Source organism: Pseudomonas sp. A-RE-22, from assembly GCF_019956035.1.
GTDB lineage: Bacteria > Pseudomonadota > Gammaproteobacteria > Pseudomonadales > Pseudomonadaceae > Aquipseudomonas > Aquipseudomonas brassicacearum.
In genome coordinates, this window is sequence record NZ_JAHBCZ010000051.1 from 18357 (window position 1) to 33362 (window position 15006).

Annotated in this window: 15 protein-coding genes and 1 pseudogene; 5 read left to right on the top strand and 11 right to left on the bottom strand. The window is 60.7% G+C overall.

The features are described from left to right. Positions 1 to 14: 14 nt before the first annotated feature. Entirely contained in the window at positions 15 to 818 is an 804-nt protein-coding gene (locus KGA89_RS22855) for a SirB1 family protein (RefSeq protein WP_003205424.1), read from the bottom strand. A 187-nt stretch (positions 819 to 1005) separates the two neighbouring features. Here KGA89_RS22855 and KGA89_RS22860 point away from each other — a divergent pair, with 187 nt between their 5' ends. Continuing rightward, positions 1006 to 2025 carry a Glu/Leu/Phe/Val dehydrogenase family protein gene (locus KGA89_RS22860; RefSeq protein ID WP_003205422.1) on the top strand — a complete coding sequence of 340 codons (1020 nt, stop codon included), beginning with the start codon at positions 1006 to 1008 and terminating at the stop codon, positions 2023 to 2025. A 137-nt stretch (positions 2026 to 2162) separates the two neighbouring features. Here KGA89_RS22860 and glyA read toward each other — a convergent pair whose 3' ends face one another. From glyA to KGA89_RS22885, 5 genes are all read right to left on the bottom strand, one after another. After that, positions 2163 to 3401, bottom strand: coding sequence for a serine hydroxymethyltransferase (glyA, locus tag KGA89_RS22865; RefSeq protein ID WP_003205420.1), 1239 nt, complete (start codon positions 3399 to 3401; stop codon positions 2163 to 2165). A gap of 11 nt (positions 3402 to 3412) precedes the next feature. Continuing rightward, complete coding sequence (gene thrC, locus KGA89_RS22870; protein WP_003205418.1) at positions 3413 to 4666, bottom strand: threonine synthase; 1254 nt, start codon at positions 4664 to 4666, stop codon at positions 3413 to 3415. A 94-nt stretch (positions 4667 to 4760) separates the two neighbouring features. Beyond that, positions 4761 to 5192 carry a Rid family detoxifying hydrolase gene (locus KGA89_RS22875; protein WP_223472618.1) on the bottom strand — a complete coding sequence of 144 codons (432 nt, stop codon included), beginning with the start codon at positions 5190 to 5192 and terminating at the stop codon, positions 4761 to 4763. Between the two features lie 29 nt (positions 5193 to 5221). After that, positions 5222 to 6394 (bottom strand): NAD(P)/FAD-dependent oxidoreductase, encoded by a 1173-nt coding sequence (locus KGA89_RS22880; protein ID WP_003205415.1) that lies wholly within the window; start codon positions 6392 to 6394, stop codon positions 5222 to 5224. Further along, the gene (locus KGA89_RS22885; RefSeq protein ID WP_003205413.1) at positions 6391 to 7596 is read right to left on the bottom strand and encodes a benzoate/H(+) symporter BenE family transporter; all 1206 of its coding nucleotides are present in this window, start codon (positions 7594 to 7596) and stop codon (positions 6391 to 6393) included. The genes KGA89_RS22880 and KGA89_RS22885 overlap by 4 nt, the downstream gene beginning before the upstream one ends. Before the next feature lie 342 nt (positions 7597 to 7938). Between KGA89_RS22885 and KGA89_RS22890 the strand changes: the two genes are divergently transcribed. After that, complete coding sequence (locus KGA89_RS22890) at positions 7939 to 9330, top strand: PLP-dependent aminotransferase family protein (protein WP_003205412.1); 1392 nt, start codon at positions 7939 to 7941, stop codon at positions 9328 to 9330. 75 nt (positions 9331 to 9405) lie between these two features. Here the strand turns inward: KGA89_RS22890 and KGA89_RS22895 are convergent, their stop codons facing one another. Beyond that, entirely contained in the window at positions 9406 to 9666 is a 261-nt protein-coding gene (locus KGA89_RS22895; protein WP_003205410.1) for a YebG family protein, read from the bottom strand. A gap of 322 nt (positions 9667 to 9988) precedes the next feature. On the opposite strand from KGA89_RS22895, the gene KGA89_RS22900 reads away from it, so the two are divergent. Next, positions 9989 to 10489 carry a phosphate-starvation-inducible protein PsiE gene (locus KGA89_RS22900; RefSeq protein ID WP_003205409.1) on the top strand — a complete coding sequence of 167 codons (501 nt, stop codon included), beginning with the start codon at positions 9989 to 9991 and terminating at the stop codon, positions 10487 to 10489. Here the strand turns inward: KGA89_RS22900 and KGA89_RS22905 are convergent. Continuing rightward, on the bottom strand, positions 10486 to 10803 hold the full coding sequence (locus KGA89_RS22905) for a DUF3509 domain-containing protein (RefSeq protein ID WP_003205408.1): 318 nt from the start codon (positions 10801 to 10803) through the stop codon (positions 10486 to 10488). The genes KGA89_RS22900 and KGA89_RS22905 overlap by 4 nt on opposite strands. A 508-nt stretch (positions 10804 to 11311) precedes the next feature. Here KGA89_RS22905 and KGA89_RS22910 point away from each other — a divergent pair. Continuing rightward, entirely contained in the window at positions 11312 to 11722 is a 411-nt protein-coding gene (locus tag KGA89_RS22910) for an HPF/RaiA family ribosome-associated protein (protein WP_003205407.1), read from the top strand. Between the two features lie 135 nt (positions 11723 to 11857). Here the strand turns inward: KGA89_RS22910 and KGA89_RS22915 are convergent, their stop codons facing one another. After that, positions 11858 to 12733, bottom strand: coding sequence for a helix-turn-helix domain-containing protein (locus KGA89_RS22915; protein WP_027911439.1), 876 nt, complete (start codon positions 12731 to 12733; stop codon positions 11858 to 11860). 136 nt (positions 12734 to 12869) lie between these two features. Between KGA89_RS22915 and KGA89_RS22920 the strand changes: the two genes are divergently transcribed. Continuing rightward, positions 12870 to 13772 carry a DMT family transporter gene (locus KGA89_RS22920; protein ID WP_013694188.1) on the top strand — a complete coding sequence of 301 codons (903 nt, stop codon included), beginning with the start codon at positions 12870 to 12872 and terminating at the stop codon, positions 13770 to 13772. 41 nt (positions 13773 to 13813) lie between these two features. Here KGA89_RS22920 and KGA89_RS22925 read toward each other — a convergent pair whose 3' ends face one another. Together KGA89_RS22925 and KGA89_RS22930 are read right to left on the bottom strand one after the other, a co-directional pair. Next, positions 13814 to 14785, bottom strand: coding sequence for a 2-hydroxyacid dehydrogenase (locus KGA89_RS22925; RefSeq protein WP_003205404.1), 972 nt, complete (start codon positions 14783 to 14785; stop codon positions 13814 to 13816). Positions 14786 to 14890: 105 nt separating this feature from the next. Then, positions 14891 to 15006, bottom strand: a pseudogene (locus tag KGA89_RS22930) (IS110 family transposase); the annotation flags it as partial.

Below are 15006 nucleotides of genomic sequence, written 5' to 3' on the forward strand. Positions count from 1 at the left end.
CCACCTGCAACCGCTCAATGCACAACCGAATTCGGTGGCAAATGCCCCAGCCGCTCCGTCAGTCGGATTCGCTGGATCGGATCGTCGCTGAGCATCAGGGCATGCTCCAGGTCGAAGCGTTCGGCGTTGGGGCAATCGAGTCGCTGATACAGGCTGGCGCGGGCCAGGTAGTCGGCGGCGCTGGCGTTGCCCAGCTCCAGCACCCGTTCGGCGTCGATCAGGGCCGCGATGTAATCGTCGTTCGCCAGATGCAGTTGACGCAGGTTGCGCGACAGGCGCTGCAGCATCTGCATCGGCTCGGCGTTGACCAGGTGTTCAGCCTTGAGCTGCATGTTCGCGCCGTATTGGCGCTGTAGCAGTTCCCGGCAGTCATTGGGGTACAACCGGCGGCCACCGCACGGATCGAGCAGGTGATCGGCGCCGGGCACCTTCAACAGGAAATGCCCGGGGAAATTGACACCGACCATCGGAATTTCCAGGCCTCGGGCCAGTTCCAGGGCGATCAGGCCGAGGGCCAGGGGCTGCCCGCGTTTGCGCGCCAGGACTTTGTCCAGTAACGCCGCTCGCGGTCGCAAAGGCGTGAAGTCGTCCTGGGCGAAACCCAAGTCATTGAGCCGTCGCAGCAAGGGCTGGCCCAGTTCGCTGACAGGCAGCATCGGCAAGCCCTGGCTGACCCGTTGTTGCAGCTCCTTGAAATCCTTCAGCAAGGCCGGTACGTCGACCTCGCGATCATGTTCGGCAGCGATCCACAGCGCCGCTTCGAACAGCGCTGGTGGCGAGCGGTGCAGACAATCAAAAAAGGCTTGGCGCGGTTTCATCAAACTCTCCGGGCTATGCTCCCGTTTTAGCCCTGCCGTGGATTTTCGTCCAGTCTCGGACAGAGGCTGTAACAGGTTATGCCGAAAAGGACTGACCACCCCGGCGACTTATTCCTGCGTGCTCCAGCAAATTTCGACTGCACGCCTATACTGGCGAAACAAACAAAAGTGATTCGGGAGCCTTTCGATGTTTGCTCTCATGCAAAGCTCCCGCCTTGAATCGCTGCACCTAAGCGTAGACCCGGCAACCGGGTTGAAGGCGGTGATTGCCATTCATTGCAGCCGTCCGGGGCCCGCCCTGGGGGGCTGTCGTTATCTTGCCTACCCCGACGACGAAAGTGCCGTGGCCGATGCCGTGCGCCTGGCCCAAGGCATGAGCTACAAGGCGGCACTGGCCGGCTTGCCCGTGGGCGGCGGGGTGGCGGTGATCATGCGCCCGGCCCATGTCGAGAGTCGGGCTGCGTTGTTCGAAGCCTTTGGTCGTTGTATCGAGCAGTTGGACGGTCGCTATATCACGGCCATCGACAGCGGCACGTCGGTGGCCGACATGGATTGCATCGCCCAGCAGACTCGCCATGTCACCAGCACCACGGCCTCGGGAGATCCCGCGCCCCACGCGGCAATGGGGGTCTTTGCCGGTATCCGTGCCACCGCCATGGCCCGCCTGGGCAGCGATAACCTCGAAAGCCTGCGGGTGGCGATCCAGGGCCTGGGCAACGTCGGTTATGCCCTGGCCGAACAACTGCACGCGGCTGGTGCCGAATTGCTGGTCAGCGACATCGACCCTGGCAAGGTGCAATTGGCGATGGAGCAACTGGGCGCCCACCCGATCGCCAACGACGCGTTGCTCAGCACGCCCTGCGACATCCTTGCTCCTTGCGGGCTGGGTGGGGTGCTCAACAGCCAAAGCGTGGCCCAACTGCGCTGCTCGGCCGTTGCCGGCTCGGCCCATAATCAGTTGAGCAACCTGCAAGTGGCCGACCAGTTGGAAAGACGTGGAATTCTCTATGCGCCGGACTATGTGATCAACTCCGGTGGCCTGATCTACGTCGCGCTGAAACATCGTGGCGAAGAACTGTCGACGATCACCGCGCACTTGTCGAAAATCGGTGCCCGGCTCACGGAAGTCTTTGCCCACGCCCAGGCGGAGAAGCGCTCACCGGCCCGGGTGGCCGATGAGCTGGCGGAGCGTCTGCTGTACCGCTGAAAATCCAAAGGAAGTATTGGGAAGCAGTGAAGCTGCTATCTGTGGGAGCAAGGCTTGCCCGCGATGCAGGCGCCGCGACTGTTCAGGCTAATCGAGTCAGCGTTCATCGCGAGCAAGCTTTGCTCTCGCAGTTGCAATTACCTCAGCAGATACACCGGAAAGCATTCGCACAGATGCATCACTCGGCGCCGGGTGTTGTCCAGGCGTGCTGCGTTGTCCGGCTGTTCCAGCAGGTCGGCGATCAAGTTCGCCACTTCGGCACATTCGGCTTCGCCAAAACCGCGGGTGGTCAGTGCTGGCGTGCCGATGCGAATGCCGCTGGTGATGGCCGGTTTCTGCGGGTCGTTGGGGATCGCGTTTTTGTTCAAGGTGATATGGGCGCTTTCCAGCAGCGCCTCGGCGTCTTTGCCGGTGATGTTCATCGAGCGCAGATCGAGCAGGAACATGTGGCAATCGGTACCGCCGGACACCACCCGCAAGCCGCGTCGGGTCAGGACGTCGGCCATGACGCGGGCGTTGTCGATCACCCGCTGCTGGTAATGCTTGAACCCATCGCCCAAGGCTTCGTTGAACGCCACGGCCTTGGCGGCGATGACGTGCATCAGCGGGCCGCCCTGGTACACCGGGAAAATCGTCTTGTCGAGCAGGGCGCCATATTGCGCCTTGGCCAGGATCAGACCGCCGCGCGGGCCGCGCAAGGTCTTGTGGGTGGTGGAAGTGATGAAGTCGGCGATGCCAACCGGCGACGGATACACGCCGGCAGCGATCAACCCGGCGTAGTGCGCCATGTCCACCATCAGGTAGGCACCGATTTCATCGCAGATCTTGCGAAAGCGCTGGAAGTCGATGGTCCGCGAATAGGCCGAGGCCCCGGCGATGATCATCTTCGGCCGGTGCTCCCTGGCCAGGGCTTCCATTTCTTCGTAGTCGAGGGTTTCGGTTTCCGTGTCCAGGCCATAGGAAAATGCCCGGTAGATCTTGCCGGAAAAATTCACCGAGGCGCCGTGGGTCAGGTGGCCGCCATGGGCCAGGGACATGCCCAGGATGGTGTCGCCGGGTTCAAGTACTGCCAGGAAAACCGCCTGGTTGGCCTGGGAGCCGGAGTGCGGTTGCACGTTGACGTATTCGCAGTTGAACAACTTGCGAGCGCGTTCGATGGCCAGGTTCTCGATTTCATCGACGACCTTGCAGCCGCCGTAGTAACGCTTGCCCGGATAGCCTTCGGCGTATTTGTTGGTGAGCACGGAACCCTGGGCCTGGAGCACTTCCTCGCTGACATAGTTTTCCGAAGCGATCAGCTCCAGGTGGGTTTCCTGGCGGTTGCGCTCGCGGTCGATCAGGCGGGCAATGGTGGGGTCGAAATTTTGCAGGCTCATGGTGTGATTCCCTAGATAAGCGCCTCGGCCAGTGGCGCGGTCACGTGATGCGGCAACACCCGTGGCTGGCTTTTGGTCGAGTCGGATAGAAAAATGGAAGTGTCTTTCAAACCGCTGCCGGTGATCAGGATCACGGCGGTTTGCGGTGTGTCGGGGTGTGTTTCGGCATACTTGAGCAGACCGGCGAAGGCACTGGCGGCGCCGGCTTCCGGAAACACGCCGGTGCTGGCGGCCAATCTCGAGGCGGCGGCGACAATGCTCGGGTCGCTGACACAGATGAACTCGCCGCCGCTGGCGGTGACCGCACGCATGGCCTTGAGGCGATCACGCGGCAGCGCCACATTGATGCTGCTGGCCAGGCTGGTGGGGGGACGGCGCTCGGTTTTCTGCATCGAGCGGTCGTCGCGCCAGGCGCGGTACATGAAGTTGCTGTGCTCGGCCTGCACGCCGATCAGGCGTGGGATGCGTTCGATCCAGCCCAATTGCAGCAAGTCGAAAAAGCCCTTGTAGACCGAGCCCAGGATGCAGCCGTTGCCGACGGGCACGAACACCAGGTCCGGCACCTGCCAGTTGAGTTGTTCGCACATCTCGAAGGCGACGGTTTTCTTGCCTTCGCTCATGTACGAGTTGATCCCGGTGGTGCGGTTGTACCAGCCATGTTCTTCGCAGGCGTTGAGGCATTGCTCGAAAGCTTCGTCATATTGCCCGTCGACCAGCACGATCTCGGCGCCGTAGCCCTGCATCTGCGCGAGTTTTTCGCGGGGCGCGCTCTTGGGCAGGTAAATGACATTGTGCAAGCCCAGGCTGGCGCTCATCCCGGCCAATGCCGAAGCGGCATTACCGGTGCTGGCCACTGCCACGGTGCGTGCACCGGATTGCATGGCGTGGGCCACCGCCAGGGCGCTGGCGCGATCCTTCAACGACCCGGTCGGTTGCCGCGATTCGTCTTTTACGAAGACTTTGATCCGGGCGCCTTTGCCGAGCAATTCCGGGCGTGAGTACAGCGGCGTGTTGCCCACCAGTAACGGTGGAATGAATTGCGTCGAGCTCAACGGCATCAAGCGGTCATAGCGCCACATGCCACGGGCGTGGTCATGGGCCAGGCTGTCCCGGGACCATTCGCGCTTGAGTGTCGGGTAATCGTAAAGCGCGTCCAGGGCACCATCGACTTTGCAATGAGGGCAGTAATAGCTGACCTCATGGGGCTGGTAGCTTCGATCGCAAACCAGGCACTGCAATACATACTCTCTGTACGAATTTTTCATGGTCACCCTCTGAAAGTACGCTGTGCTGGTGCTTTCCTTGCCAACGTCGGTCCAGCTCACCGGACCGACGGGCACTCCGCTGACAGAAGGTGTTTCAGATCACCATGATGGCGTCGATGGCAACCAGGGTGTTGCGTGCCAGTGCACTGGCGCCGGCGGTGGTGCGGGCCGGGTAGGGCTTGGTGAAGTACTCTTCCATGACGCGGTTGAGGGTCGGGAACTCACTCAAGTCAGTGATGAACGCCGTGACCTTGACCACGTTCGCCAGAGTGCCACCTGCCGCTTCGGCCATTTGCAGCAGGTTGTCGAGGGTCTGGCGCAGTTGGCCTTCGAAATCCTTGGCCAGCACTTCGTTGTTCAGCGCCGAGACCGGGGTCTGTGCCGACAGGTAGATGGTCTGCCCGTGGCTGACCTTGATGCCCTGGGAATAGGTACCCAGCGGCAGTGGTGCCTTATCGGTGAAAATGACGTTCTCTTCGCCCAGGAAAGGTTTGGCGGCGGGCTGGATTTGAGCGGTGGTTTGCATAGTGACGTTCCTTGTTAAGTGGGTGGGGGTTAGTGCAAATCGGCAACCTGCTTGACGGCCAGGCTGGAAAATTCCTCGTCGCGGCAACGGGCCGGGGAAAAATGCTGGTAGTTGAGTTGCAGCGCCGCCAGGTCGTCTGGCATGGCGATGCCCAGCGCCGCATGGCTGCACAGGCGTGCAATGGCGGGCGCGGCCTGGATGCCGTAGCCACCGAGGGCGGCGAGCCAGATAAAACTCTCTTGCTGCGGATCCTGGCCGAGCACCGGCGAGCGGTCGGCGACGAAGGTTCGCAGGCCTGCCCACTTGTTGATGATCGAGCGTGGGCGCAGGCGCGTGGTGTTTTGCAGGCGATCCATGGTGATGGCCAGGTCGAGCTCTTCCGGCAGCGCGTCGCAGGGCAACGAAGGGCTTTCATCGCAGGGGGAGACGATCAGCCGCCCGGCTTCAGGCTTGATGAAAATGTCCTCGTCGACCGTGCCCAGGTAGGGCGTGTGGTGCACGTCGCACTGTGGATCGACCGCCAGCACGGTGCGCCGCAACGGTCGGACACCGACCTTGGGCACGCCGCAGCGCTCGGCCAATTCATCGGCCCAGGCACCGGCGGCGTTGACCACGATGGCTGCTTGCAATTGCTGGCCGTCCTGGGTGTGCAAACGCCAGTGCCCGTCGCGATATTCGCCACGCAGCACTTCGGTCTCGCGCTTGATCACACCACCGCGGGCACGCAGCCCACCGAGGTAGGCGCCGTGAATACCGTGCACATCCAAATCGAAGGCGCTGGGCTCGTAGATTCCGGCGCTCCAGGCGCCTTCGGCGAGGTAGGGCACGAGCTCCTGCACTTGCTTGTCGTCGAGCAGCTCGGCCGTGGGCACTTGCCCCAGGACGGCGCTGAAACGCGCTTTGAGTTTGTCCACCCGTGCTGCCTGGGCCACGATCAGCGCGCCCCGGGGCGACCAGAGCGGATGCTCGGCCAGGCCCTCGGGCGGGTTTTCGAAAAAGCGCCGGGACGCGCAGGTCAGTGAGCGGATCTGTTGGTTGCCGTAGCTTTCCATCGAGATCGCGGCTGAGCGCCCCGTGGTGTGATAGGCCAGTTGCTGTTCCTGTTCGAGCAGGCAGACGCTGCCATGGGCTGCCAATTCATAAGCGGCAGACACGCCGGCGATGCCGCCACCCACCACAATGAAGTCGTAACGAGCGGTCATGGTCGGCTGCCCTCGGCGATAACGGCGGCTTTGCGTTCGCGGGTGTAGGTCAGCACGAAGTGCGCCACGAGGCCGAAGATCAAGCCCCAGAATGCGGCGGCCAGGCCGAGGTAACTCATGCCCGAAGCCGTCACCAGGAAAGTGATCAGTGCCGCTTCGCGTTGTTTCTCGTCAGCCATGGCGCCGGTCAGCCCGGCGCTGATTGCGCCAAACAAGGCGAGGCCGGCGAGGGCGGCGATCAATTCTTTCGGCAGTGCGGAGAACACCGAGGCCAGGGTGGCGCCGAAGGTCCCCATCAGAATGTAGAACACCCCGCAGGCAATCCCGGCCATGTAGCGTTTGTCGCGGTCTTCGTGGGCTTCGCGGCCGGTGCAGATCGCTGCGGTAATGGCCGCCAGGTTCAAACCGTGGGAACCGAACGGGGCCATCAGGATCGAGCCAATCGCGGTGACCGAGATGATCGAGCGTGCCGGCGTGTTGTAGCCCGAGGTGCGCAACACCGCCATGCCTGGCACGTACTGGCCGGTCAAGGTCACCAGCGCCAGTGGCAGGCCGATGTTGATGATTGCGTGCCAGTTCCATTCAGGGGCGATGAAGATCGGCTGGGCCACGGCGATGGTGATCGAGGTGCTATTGAGTTCACCGAACGAGGCGGCCACCGCGCAACCGACGATCAGCACCGACAGGATCGCGTAGCGTGGCGAAAAGCGCTTGAAGATCAGGTATGCCGCGATCATCGCCAAGACCAGAGCCGGCTGCAGTTTGATCGACGTGAACAGCTCGGCGCCGAAGCGGAACAGGATCCCGGCGAGCATGGCGGCGGCAATGGCCTTGGGCAAGCGGCTCATCAGCTTGTCGAACGCACCGGACAGGCCGACCAGCGCGATGATCACCGACGCCACCACATAAGCACCGATGGCCTGGGGCAGGGTCACGGTGGGCAGCATCGACACCAGCAACGCTGCACCCGGTGTCGACCATGCGGTGATGACCGGAACACGCAGGCGCCAGCTCAGGAACAGGCCGGTAATCCCGCTGCCAATGGAGATGGCCCAGATCCATGAAGACACCACGTCGTTGGGCAGGTGCGCTTCCTTGGCTGCCTGGAACACGATGATGAGCGGGCCGGCGTAGGAAATGATCACGGCGATGAAGCCCGCGATGATCGCCGACAGAGATAGATCCTTTCTGAATGTGTCCATGATGTCTCGACTTGGCGCGACAGGAGCGCGCAGTGAATGATTGAGTCGATTGCTTCGATTCGAGATCAGTGTATTTGAATGAATTGAGTTGATTCAATAGGGGGCGGGATTGTTACGAGATATTTTTCTGTTGTGATGGGCTATTTTTGCGAATTTAAAGAACTAAATATTTGATTTTAAATGATTTTATTTCTATTAAAAATTTCTTCACATGGCATTGAGAAACGATTCAATAATCGTATCAATCGACTCAATGTGTCGATTGTGTCGAATTATTAGTTGCCTAACCTCCATGTGATATGCTCGGATATTCATCATTTCTACGATGGGCAGTGATCATTCATGTGGGTTCCCCAGCTAAGCGAGTTCAGTCAGCCGATGTATTTGTCGATTGCCGATGCGTTGGCGCGCGATATCAACAACGGCGTGTTGAACGAGGGCGATCGCCTGCCGACCTTGCGGGAGCTGGCCACCACCTTGAATGTCACGCCGGGCACCATCAGTCGGGCCTATAGCGAAGCTCATCGGCGTCGCTTGGTGCAGGGGGAAGTGGGGCGTGGCACCTACGTGCTCAACCAGAAACAGCTGGAGCTGCCGGCCAGCAACAGCGCCTCCGCGCCGCTGAACCTGGGGCAATCCGAACTGCTCGATCTTTCGATCATCAAGCCCTACAGCGAAACCCTGGAGTACTGGTTGCGTGGCGCGCTGGTGGGCATGGCCAAGAGCACCGATTTCGCTCGCGCACTGGATTACGCGCCGGATGGCGGTCACCCGGCGCATCGCGAGGCGGGGGCGCAATGGTTGCGTCATTCATTGCCCGACGCGCAATGGCAGCAAGTGGTGATTACCGCAGGAGCCCAGCATGGCTTGATGGTGGCGATGAGCGCCCTGACCAACGCCGGTGACCTGGTGCTCTGCGAAGCGCTTTGCTACCCGGGCATCATCTCCCTGGCCCACGGTCTTGAGCGGCGCCTGCGTGGCGTGCCGATGGATGACGAGGGCATCATTCCCGAAGCGTTGCGTGAACTGTGCCTGCGAGAGAAGCCGGCGATGCTGGTCTGCGTGGCGACCTGCCAGAACCCGACGGCGGCGATCATGTCGCAGAAGCGTCGGGCCCAGATCGCCGCGCTTGCCGAGGAGTTCGACTTCATCATCCTGGACGATGATATCTATGGCTTCCTGGCCACCGACCCATCGATCAAGCCACTGTCGGCCTTTGCGCCGGACCGTTCGGTGTACCTGACCAGTCTGTCGAAATCGGTCATGCCGGCGCTTCGTGTAGGTTATATCTACAGCCCGCCGAAACTGCTGTCTCGCCTGACCTCGATGGTGCGCAGCAGCGTCTGGATGCCGTCGCCATTGACCGCGCAGTTGGCGAGCAATGTGATTACCGAGGGCCTGGACAAGAAACTGATTCGCATCCAGCGTAACGAGGCGGCGGGGCGACAGGCGATCGCCAGGGAAATCTTTGCCAATTTCGAGCTCAAGACCCAGCCATATTCCTATCACGTCTGGTTGACGCTGCCGGAGCCATGGACCAGCGACGAGTTCACCATGCTCGCCCGGGCCAACGGCGTATTGGTCCTCAGCGGCACCCAATTCCAGGCTGAGCGCTCAGGGACAACCCGCTGTGTACGGCTGGTGTTGATGTCCCCTACCAGCCAGGACGAACTGCGTTTCGCCCTGACCAAGCTGGCGAGCCTGATCGATTCAGATCCACGCCGTTATTACTGAAAAAGATCGCAGCCTTCGGCAGCTCCTGCACGGTTGTTCCATGTGGGAGCTGCCGAAGGCTGCGATCTTTTTTAGTTATTCGTCCGACGGATTGAGCAGTTCGGACAAGGCGTCCGGCTGGCTCTTGAACGCCTTGGCGAACACATCACGATTCTTCGCCATGTAGATCCCGGCTTCCTCGACTTGTTGCTCGCTCAGCGATGGAACGGCTTTTTGCAACACCTCTGCCAGCAATTCGGCGAGTTCCAGCATTTTGTCATGACGGTCAGCTTCGGCTTTATCCATGAACAAGCGCTCCAGATCTCGGCTGCTGCGGTATACCACTTCGACGGCCATTCACCACCTCACATGCCTTCACATTGGTTGTCTTTGTGACTACTGTATTTATATACAGGCAAAAGAATAAGCGAATCCTGTTGCTTTGGATAGTGGCTTTTTAATGTAGACCGGTTTCTGCATGTGAGAGCAAAGCTTGTGGGAGTAAAAGCTTGTGTGGGAGCAAAGCTTGCTCGCGACAAGGCCGCATGACGATCACAAAAGTGCCGGATACCAGCCTATCGCCATCTCACCTTCAGTCGCTGGCCTTTTTTCTGCATGCAGAACAACCGTCACGTCCAACCCGCATCATCCGGTCGAGCCGACCTAAGGAAACTACATCGTGAAAATCAACTGGGCCGAGACCTTGCGCCAGAACGTCCATCAACTGGCCGAGTCCCTGGGAAACCTGTTCGTCGAGACCTTCCATTACCTGGCCCTGTTCGCCATCGGTGCGGTGACCGCGTGGGCGGCGGTAATGGAATTCTTGCAGATGATCGAAGCAGGACACATCAAGATCGATGACATCCTGCTGCTGTTCATCTATCTGGAATTGGGGGCGATGGTCGGGATCTACTTCAAGACCAACCACATGCCGGTGCGGTTTCTGATCTACGTGGCGATCACGGCGCTGACGCGGCTGCTGATTTCCAACGTTTCCCACCACAGCCCGCCAGACCTGGGGATCATCTACCTGTGTGGTGGCATCCTGCTGCTGGCGTTTTCGATCCTGGTGGTGCGCTACGCTTCGTCGCAGTTCCCCTCGGTGAAGATCGAGCACCCGCACCGCAAGGTCGGCGCGGGTTCCAGCGAGCATGCCGAGGTGGAGAAAGGAGAAATCTAGATCCCGGCGGCAGAGGGCGCCGGCCCCTGTGCGTGCGGTGGTGGCAGCTTGATGCTGTCACCGCCGGTCATGGCTTCGAGGATGGCCACGGCGCTGTGGCCCTGCTCGATGGCGATACCGAACTGAATGCTTTGCACCAGCCGCTTGAGCCGCTCCGGGTCGTTGCGCTGCTGGGCGCTGATCATGCGTTTGGCAACGATGCGCCCGCTCTTGGACAGGGTCAGCATGATGCTGCCGTCCAGGCCCTGAATGCTCAGGTTGATTTGATAATGCGGCGCAAAGGCGTCGGTAATGATCTGAAAAGGGTTGTCCATGATGCGTCACCGCCTGATTGAACGTGCAGTTGTTGACCGGCCATGATCGGGATTAGTTCGCAACACCGGACCACCGGCCATTCCATGATCGTGTTCATCTCGAGATTCCTGGGGCCAGGCAGGCCTCAAGATCAAAAGATCGCAGCCTGCGGCAGCTCCTACAGGGAGTTAGCAAGTGGCATGCCGGAAAAACTGTCGGACAATGATCACGGCGCCTGGGCGCCAAACGCTCTGGAATGCGGCTGTGGCCGCTGCCCGTTTCGGGGCAATAACGCGCGGATGTTCGCTGACGGTGCAGGAGGGGAGGCGATTTATGGTGGGCAGGCAGGGCAGGGGTAACTCCCGACATTAACAGCGCTTTTGGCCGTTGTCTGGCTTTATTTGCATATGAATATTTATCTTTTTTTAGGGGTTGAATTGTTCATCCGCCAGCCCGACTCTGTATTCAAGGGGCCGTTGCATCAACGTCGACGGCCCCCGGCGAGCTAGCTGAAATAAGGGATGAACTATGCAAATCCAAGTCAACAGCGATAACCATATTCAAAGCAGCATCCGACTGGAGGAGTGGGTACGTACTACCATCGAAAGCACGCTCGAACGTTATGAAGAGGACCTGACACGGGTTGAGGTTCATCTGCGGGACGAGAACGGCGATAAGCCTGGTCCCCATGATCTGCGTTGCCAGCTTGAAGCACGGCCAAAGGGCCATCAGCCGATTTCCGTGACGCACAAGGCCGAATCGCTGGAACTGGCGATCGAAGGCGCGGCCACCAAACTTGAAAATGCCCTGGAGCATTTGTTCGGCAAACTGCGCGGCAAGCGCGCCGTCATTGAGGAACCGAGCGAATCCGTAGCCTTGGCCGATGCGATGCTGGAAGAGGAATTCCTGGAAAACGAACGGGCCGCGCTTCACGGCTGAAACCTCGTTCATTTCACTTGCGACTGAAAAACGGGCCTGCAATCGCAGGCCCGTTTTGTTTTTATCGCTTTGCGCTCCTGCATTGATCACATTCTCCTGTGGGAGCGAGCCTGCTCGCGATGGCGATAGCCGGCGCTAGCGCAAGAACGCCTGCCGATACTCCCCAGGCGTCGCACCCAGGGCCTGACGGAATCGATTGGTGAAGTGGCTGGCGCTGGCAAATCCGCAGGCCAGCGCCACGTCGCCCAGCGGTTGTGAGGTGGTGCGCAGCAAATGCCGCGCGCAGGTCAAGCGTCTGGCCAGCACATATTGATGAGGAGGCAGCCCGAAGCTTTCGCGGAACATCCGCGCGAAGTGGTATTCGGACAACGCACACAGCGCCGCCAATTGGCCGAGGCTGATGGCATTGGCCAAGTGGCTGTCGACGTAATCCACCAGCAACCGCCGTTGATGAGCGGCCAGGCCGCCTTTGAGGCGAAGTCCCTGGCGCTGGCCCACCTGGCTGAGCAGCAGGTGATTGAGCAAGTCATGGGCCAGGCTGGTGGTCAGCAGGCGTTCACCGGGTTCGTCCCAGTTCAGCGCGATCAACTGGCGAAAACGCTGTGCCTGTCGCGGGTCGTCGAGGAAGGTCTCCTCGTGCAGTTGCACCTGCCGGGGCTCGCGGTCCAGCAGCGTGACGCAACCAAGGGCAAATTGTTCCGCACTGAAATACAGGTGGGCGAGGCGAATATCGCCGTTGATGACCCAGGCTGATTCATGCCCGGCCGGCAGGATGCAGAGTTTGTCCGGTGCCCCCGTGGTGTCGGGTCGCTCGCGGCGAAACGTACCGGTGCCGCCAGCGATGTAGCACGATAGCGTATGGTGCGTTGGCGCCTCGTAGTCCCGGGCATCGTGGTGATTGCTCCACAAAGCGGCCGCCAAGCCGTCCCCGAGCTCGGCGCTGTGCTCCAGGCGAGCATTGGGTGAGCTGTTGAGGGCTTGAAAGACTTGCAGGGTTTGCAGTGTGGACATGATCGGTTCTCCAACGCTTGCATCCTACTCCGTCGGCCGGTCCGTGCCAGCCTGTCAGCTGACAAAACCGCAAGTTTACGCAAGCGCCGGGTCAATGGCAGCGGGACACTGAACGTCATTGTCAGGAGCCGTCACCATGAACCTCTCGTTGTACCTGCTTACCGTGCTCATCTGGGGCACCACCTGGATTGCCCTGAAACTGCAGTTGGGCGTCGTCGCCATCCCGGTGTCGATTGTCTATCGCTTCGGCCTTGCGGCCCTGATCCTGTTTGCGATGCTCTTGCTCAGCCGGCGCTTGCAGGTGATGAATCGGCGTGGCCATTTGATTTGCGTTGCCCAGGGCCTGTGTCTGTTCTGCATCAACTTCATGTGCTTCCTGACCGCCAGCCAGTGGATTCCCAGTGGGTTGGTCGCCGTGGTGTTTTCCACCGCCACGCTCTGGAATGCCCTCAATGCCCGTGTGTTCTTCGGTCAGCGGATTGCCCGTAACGTGCTGTTGGGTGGCGCCCTGGGGCTGCTGGGGCTGGCGCTGCTGTTCTGGCCGGAGCTGGCCGGTCATAGCGCCAGCCCGCAAACCTTGCTTGGCCTGGCGCTGGCGTTGCTGGGCACCTTGTGTTTCTCGGCAGGCAACATGCTGTCGAGCCTGCAACAGAAGGCCGGCCTCAAGCCGTTGACCACCAACGCCTGGGGCATGGCCTATGGCGCGGCGATGTTGGCGGTGTGGTGCGCGTTCAAAGGCATCCCGTTCGACATGGAATGGAACACGCGCTACATCGGCTCACTGTTGTACCTGGTGATCCCGGGTTCGGTGATCGGCTTTACTGCCTATCTGACGCTGGTGGGGCGCATGGGGCCGGAGCGGGCGGCGTATTGCACCGTGTTGTTCCCGGTGGTGGCGTTGAACGTGTCGGCGTTTGTCGAGGGCTACCAGTGGACGGCGCCGGCGTTGGTGGGGCTGGTGTTGGTGATGCTGGGGAACGTGCTGGTGTTTCGCAAGCCTCGGCCACAGCCCATGAAGGCCGCCTTGGGTGCGCGTTGAAATGACTGCGTTGGCCGGCCCGCTCGGGCCGGCCTAAGCGGTTACTTCCAGACTTGCGGGTTGACCAGGTTCTGCGGTCGCTCGCCCAGCAATGCACTGCGCAGGTTATCCACAGCCAGATCGGCCATGGCGGCACGGGTTTCGTGGGTGGCCGAGCCGATGTGGGGCAGGGTGACGGCGTTTTTCAACTGGAACAGCGGCGATTCGGCCAGCGGTTCTTTCTCGTAGACATCCAGCCCGGCGCCGCGGATGCGATTGTTCTGCAGGGCTTCGATCAGCGCCGGTTCATCCACCACCGGGCCCCGGGAAATGTTGACCAGGATGGCGCTCGGTTTCATCAGGCCCAATTCACGCTGGCCGATCAGATGGCGGGTCTTCTCGCTCAATGGCACGACGAGGCAGACGAAGTCCGCTTCGGCCAGCAACTGGTCCAGTTCGCGAAATTGTGCGCCCAATTGGTTTTCCAGTTCGGTCTTGCGGCTGTTGCCGCTGTAGAGGATCGGCATGTTGAACCCCAGCCGGCCACGCCGGGCAATGGCTGCGCCGATGTTGCCCATGCCGACGATACCCAGGGTCTTGCCATGTACATCGCTGCCGAACAGTTGCGGGCCGACTGTCGCCTGCCATTGGCCTGCCTTGGTCCAGGCGTCCAGTTCGGCCACGCGCCGGGCGCTGCTCATCAGCAGGGCGAAGGCCAGGTCGGCGGTGCTTTCGGTGAGTACGTCGGGGGTATTGGTGAGCATGATCCCGCGCTCGTTGAAATAGGCCAGGTCATAGTTGTCGTAGCCCACCGATATGCTGGATACCACTTGCAGGTTCGCGGCGCCTTGCAGTTGCTCGCGCCCGAGTTTGCGACCGACCCCGATCAGCCCGTGGGCGTGGGGCAGGGCTTCGTTGAACTGTGCGTTGATATCGCCCTTGGACGGGCTCGGCACAATCACGTCGAAGTCCTGTTGCAGGCGCTCGACCACCTGGGGCGTGATACGGCTGAAGGCAAGTACGGTTTTTTTCATCGTGCAAGGCTCGTCGGGGAGAAGATACCAAGCACGCTAACATTCCTGGCGAGGGTTAGGCGAGAGGGAGCTGATTGGGAATGTAGCCAACCCCTGTGGGAGATTCTATGTTGCAGGGCAACCCTGCAACATAGGCTTCGGCTGGTATTCGCTCTGATTTTTCATCAAGGCAAATGCCACCCGGCAGAGCTTGCGAGCAAGCACCACCAATGCCTGGGTTT